We start from the raw sequence: 5,767 nt of genomic DNA, 5'->3' as shown, positions 1-5,767 counted from the left end.
GTTGCCGCCGGGTGCCAGGACTTTCGATGACAGCTGATAGGGACACGGCCAGTTTTAAACTAGGTCTCTTTGTAACGTGGGTGCTTGCAACGAAGGTCATGACACCAGCGACTGGAACAACGCCATACCCATCTCGTTTTCTAGGAGCTCATCATGTCTCCGGAGCATTCCATCGACATATTCCTTGGGTTAGACGTCGGCAAATCTGAACACCACGCCTGCGCCTTAGACCGTGATGGCAACAAGGTCTTCGACAAACCGTTGCCTCAACTCGAATCCGAACTAGCAGGCGTTTTTCACCAGCTTCAGAAGCTTGGCACCGTGCTCGTGATCGTCGACCAACCCAACACCATCGGCGCACTACCGATTGCTGTAGCCCGGGACTGCGGTTGCGAAGTCGGATACCTGCCAGGTCTTGCGATGCGCAAAGCTGCAGATCTCTATCCGGGACGTGCAAAAACAGACAAACGCGACGCATTCATCATCGCCGACACCGCCCGCACAATGCCCCACACGCTACGTGCCGTCGACCGCAATGATGAGGTACTCTCCGCCCTAAAGATGCTGTCCGGCTTCGATGATGACATCGCCCGCGATTGCACTCGCACTGTCAATCGGCTTCGCAGTGTCCTCACCCAGATCTACCCCAGCCTGGAACGAGTTTTTGCTGGTAGCACCCTGACTCGCACGCCGATCCTGGAATTATTGATCCATTACAAGGGACCGCAGGGGCTAAAAAGAGCCGGATACCAACGAGTGTTGAACTGGATGATCAAGCGCACACGTAAAGACCCCACCCCGCTGGTAGACGACATTTTTACAGCGCTGAAAGCTCAAACAGTCACCGTGCCTGGAAGCGATGCCGCCGAGTTAGTAATTCCTCAACTGGCTGCAAACATCCAGGCCCTCAAAGAGCAACGAAACACCATTGCTGAGCAGGTTGAAGAGATGCTCGCTGATTTCCCTCTTTGTGAGGTCTTGATGAGTATGCCCGGAGTCGGCATCAAGACCGCAGCGCAGATCCTTCTTGCGATCGGTGATGGCTCCGACTTCGCTAGTGCTGGCCACTTAGCTGCTTATGCTGGAATAGCACCCGTGACTAGACGATCCGGTTCGTCGATCAGAGGTGAATTCCCGGCACGGTCAGGCAATAAACGACTGAAAAACGCCTTGTTCTACTCCGCATTCGCAGTTATCCGCAGCCACGAACCGTCACGGCGGTATTACGAACGCAAACGCGCTGAAGGAAAACGCCACAACGCAGCAGTCATCTGCCTGGCACGACGCCGATGCAATGTCATCTACGCGATGCTGAAAAACAAGGAGTTCTTCCGCGAAATCCCGCCACGCCCCGTCGCCGCATAAAGCCCCAAAGACGAAGCCGACCAGCACACGCTGGCCGGCTCCTAGGCACGCCTAAGAAACTACTCCCAAGACTGTGCTCGTCAACATCGGTCTGGCACTTGACAAAAACATAGGGACACCCCCCCCAACACCACCCCACCCCAAAGGTCAATACATTGAACTTGGTGATTCATTGAACTGACCACTATTCTTGGCTGCCATGAGTATTAGCGTCCAGAACTTGAGCGTGAGCTACGGCGCGAACACCGCGATTCGGAACATCAGCTTCACCCTCGACTCCCCCGGCATGCACGGCATCATCGGCCCCAACGGCTCAGGCAAATCCACCCTCATGAAGGCGATGCTCCAGATCCTGGACAAACACAACGTCCACGGCACAGGCCCCACCGGCGCCCCTGCCGGCTACCCCGTCACCCTCGACGGCAAGGCCCCCGCCGAGCAGCGCCGCGCAATCGCTTATATCGAGCAGCGCTCTGACCTCGACCGCAACTTCCCCACCAGCGTCTTCGACACCGTCCTGATGGGCACTTACCCGCGCCTGGGTCTTTTCCACCGCCCCGGCAAGGCCGAACGCGAAGCAGCCACCCAGGCTCTCAAGGACGTCGACATGTGGGACTTTCGCCACCGCCACATCAGCGAACTCTCGGGCGGACAGTTCCAGCGCGTCCTCTTTGCCCGCGCCATCGTCCAGGACGCGGAGTACATCTTCCTGGACGAGCCCTTCGTCGGCATCGACGTCCCCAGCGAGAAGACGATCGTGACCCTGCTGCGGCAGATGGCGGACGCGGGCAAGCACGTCGTCGTCGTGCACCACGACATGAACACGGTGCGCGGCTACTACAACGACCTCATCGTCCTCAACGGCGAGCTCGTCGCGGCGGGTCCCACCGAGGAGGTCTTCGTCCCCGACGTGCTGCAGAAGGCCTTCGGCGCGCTCGTCATCCGCGAGCCGTCAGCACCAGCCCACCCCACGCCACGGCAGGCAGCCCTCCAGGAGGAGACAGCATGATCGCGGAGTTCCTCGACTCACTACTCAGCCACGGCTACCTGCAAAAAGCGCTGATCACCTCGGTGATCGTGGGCGTGGCCTGCGGCATCGTCGGCAGCTTCATCGTGCTGCGCGGCATGGCCCTGATTGGCGACGCCATCTCGCACGCCGTACTACCGGGGGTCGCGGCCTCCTACCTGCTCGGCACGAACCTCTTCCTCGGGGCGGTGGTCGCGGGTCTACTCGCCACACTGGCGATCGGGCTGATCAGCGAACGCTCCACTGTGAAGAACGATTCGGCGATCGGCATCGTCTTTTCCACCTTCTTCGCGATCGGCGTGCTGCTCATGGCGAAAGCGCAGACGGCGACGGATCTGACGGAGATCCTCTTCGGCAACGTCCTGACCGTTCAGGACGCCGACCGCAACCTCTCGATCGGTATTGCCGCTGCCGTGCTGATTCTCACGCTGGTCTTTTACAAGGAGCTCAAGCTCAGCACCTTCGACCCCGTCATGGCGCAGTCGGCTGGCGTGCCCGTGCGGGCAATCCACTACGGGCTGATGGTGGTGCTCACGCTGGTGACGGTCATTTCCCTGCAGACGGTGGGCGTGATCCTGGTGGTCTCCCTGCTGATCACTCCGGCGTCGGCGGCGTACCTGCTGACGAACCGGCTGGGAGTGATGATCGGGCTTTCAGTGGCGATCTCGGCGCTCAGCTCCGTAGTGGGGCTGTTCCTGAGCTATAGCTACAACGTGTCCTCCGGCGTGACGATCGTGCTGACCGCCAGCGCGCTGTTCCTGCTGGCTTTCCTCTTCGCGCCAGGCAAGGGACTGATTGCTCGCTCGCTGGGCAATAAGCCACTGGCCGCGCTGTTGGCCCTCCTGGTGGGCGGTGCCCTCGTGTTCGGGGCCGTGACCTTCTCGACGGAGGAGAAGGCAGACGGTGAGCAGCTGAACGTCGTCACCACCTTCACGCTGCTGGCGGACCTGGTGGAGGAGATCGGCGGCGAGGCGGTGGACGTCCATAACCTCGTGCCGACCGGCACGGACCCGCACGACTACGACCCCCTGCCCGCGGACCTGGATGCGACGAGCGACGCCGACCTGCTGTTCTACAACGGGCTGAACCTCGAGGGCGGTGAGCACGGCTGGCTCGCGAAACTGAAAAACACCGCGGGCCTGGACGATTCCCAGATGGTCGAGGCCACCAAGGGCGTGGAACCGAAGTACCTCAAGGACGAAAAGGGCAATCAGGAGATCAACCCGCACGCCTTCCTGGACCCGACCGTCGGCATCGCGATGGCCGAGAACGTGACCGCGGCGCTGGCCGAGGCCCTGCCCGAGCGTGCCGAGCACATCGAGGAGAAGGGGGCGGAGTACAAGGCCATGCTGGAGAGCATCGACGCCGACTACCGCGAGCAGATCGGTGCGCTGCCGAAGGAGGATCGTGTGCTCGTGGCCAGTGAACATGCCTTCCAATACATGGTCGACACCTACGGCATGGAGCAGCTGTATATCTGGCAGATCGACACGGATGAAAACGGCTCCCCCGCGCAGATCGGACACCTCGTGCGCCAGCTGAAGGACAAGCGCCCGAAGCACCTGTTCGTGGAGTCGAACGTGGATACGCGCCCCATGAAGACCGTCTCGAAGGAGGCCGGGATTCCGATCTTCGACGAGCCACTGCACTCCGATGAGCTCGGCAAGCCGGGCACGGTCGCGGGAACCTACGAGGATTTCCTGCGCAGCAACTTGAAGACCATGATCGCGGGGCTGAAGCGCTAAAACGCGAATGCTCGAGGCCCACATGCGTTGGGCTTCCCCGGTCGCATTCCCGTTACCTTGTGAGTGTCCCCGATAATGGGGATAGTCGCTGGTCCCGGTATGGCTTACCTGCCCTGTAGTTTCCATAATCCGGGGGGGGGTGTTGCCGCCGGGTGCCAGGACTTTCGATGACAGCTGATAGGGACACGGCCAGTTTTAAACTAGGTCTCTTTGTAACGTGGGTGCTTGCAACGAAGGTCATGACACCAGCGACTGGAACAACGCCATACCCATCTCGTTTTCTAGGAGCTCATCATGTCTCCGGAGCATTCCATCGACATATTCCTTGGGTTAGACGTCGGCAAATCTGAACACCACGCCTGCGCCTTAGACCGTGATGGCAACAAGGTCTTCGACAAACCGTTGCCTCAACTCGAATCCGAACTAGCAGGCGTTTTTCACCAGCTTCAGAAGCTTGGCACCGTGCTCGTGATCGTCGACCAACCCAACACCATCGGCGCACTACCGATTGCTGTAGCCCGGGACTGCGGTTGCGAAGTCGGATACCTGCCAGGTCTTGCGATGCGCAAAGCTGCAGATCTCTATCCGGGACGTGCAAAAACAGACAAACGCGACGCATTCATCATCGCCGACACCGCCCGCACAATGCCCCACACGCTACGTGCCGTCGACCGCAATGATGAGGTACTCTCCGCCCTAAAGATGCTGTCCGGCTTCGATGATGACATCGCCCGCGATTGCACTCGCACTGTCAATCGGCTTCGCAGTGTCCTCACCCAGATCTACCCCAGCCTGGAACGAGTTTTTGCTGGTAGCACCCTGACTCGCACGCCGATCCTGGAATTATTGATCCATTACAAGGGACCGCAGGGGCTAAAAAGAGCCGGATACCAACGAGTGTTGAACTGGATGATCAAGCGCACACGTAAAGACCCCACCCCGCTGGTAGACGACATTTTTACAGCGCTGAAAGCTCAAACAGTCACCGTGCCTGGAAGCGATGCCGCCGAGTTAGTAATTCCTCAACTGGCTGCAAACATCCAGGCCCTCAAAGAGCAACGAAACACCATTGCTGAGCAGGTTGAAGAGATGCTCGCTGATTTCCCTCTTTGTGAGGTCTTGATGAGTATGCCCGGAGTCGGCATCAAGACCGCAGCGCAGATCCTTCTTGCGATCGGTGATGGCTCCGACTTCGCTAGTGCTGGCCACTTAGCTGCTTATGCTGGAATAGCACCCGTGACTAGACGATCCGGTTCGTCGATCAGAGGTGAATTCCCGGCACGGTCAGGCAATAAACGACTGAAAAACGCCTTGTTCTACTCCGCATTCGCAGTTATCCGCAGCCACGAACCGTCACGGCGGTATTACGAACGCAAACGCGCTGAAGGAAAACGCCACAACGCAGCAGTCATCTGCCTGGCACGACGCCGATGCAATGTCATCTACGCGATGCTGAAAAACAAGGAGTTCTTCCGCGAAATCCCGCCACGCCCCGTCGCCGCATAAAGCCCCAAAGACGAAGCCGACCAGCACACGCTGGCCGGCTCCTAGGCACGCCTAAGAAACTACTCCCAAGACTGTGCTCGTCAACATCGGTCTGGCACTTGACAAAAACATAGGGACACCCCCC

4 protein-coding genes are annotated in these 5,767 nt (G+C 59.3%); all 4 read left to right on the top strand.

What is annotated here, in order from left to right; translation table 11 throughout:
* The first annotated feature begins 153 nt into the window (after positions 1-153).
* Positions 154-1,365 carry an IS110 family transposase gene (locus ADB08_RS02870; protein WP_011273191.1) on the top strand — a complete coding sequence of 404 codons (1,212 nt, stop codon included), beginning with the start codon at positions 154-156 and terminating at the stop codon, positions 1,363-1,365.
* Positions 1,366-1,564: 199 nt separating this feature from the next.
* Positions 1,565-2,374 (top strand): metal ABC transporter ATP-binding protein, encoded by an 810-nt coding sequence (locus ADB08_RS02865; RefSeq protein WP_035006260.1) that lies wholly within the window; start codon positions 1,565-1,567, stop codon positions 2,372-2,374.
* Positions 2,371-4,137 (top strand): metal ABC transporter solute-binding protein, Zn/Mn family, encoded by a 1,767-nt coding sequence (locus tag ADB08_RS02860; protein ID WP_222865187.1) that lies wholly within the window; start codon positions 2,371-2,373, stop codon positions 4,135-4,137. The genes ADB08_RS02865 and ADB08_RS02860 overlap by 4 nt, the downstream gene beginning before the upstream one ends.
* A 294-nt stretch (positions 4,138-4,431) precedes the next feature.
* Positions 4,432-5,643 (top strand): IS110 family transposase, encoded by a 1,212-nt coding sequence (locus ADB08_RS02855; protein WP_011273191.1) that lies wholly within the window; start codon positions 4,432-4,434, stop codon positions 5,641-5,643.
* Positions 5,644-5,767 lie beyond the last annotated feature (124 nt).

Source organism: Corynebacterium sp. 239_CJEI (genome assembly GCF_001055995.1).
GTDB classification, from domain to species: domain Bacteria; phylum Actinomycetota; class Actinomycetes; order Mycobacteriales; family Mycobacteriaceae; genus Corynebacterium; species Corynebacterium jeikeium_D.
The sequence above is the reverse complement of the archived record's forward strand: the minus strand, read 5'-3'. Positions and strand labels throughout refer to the sequence as shown.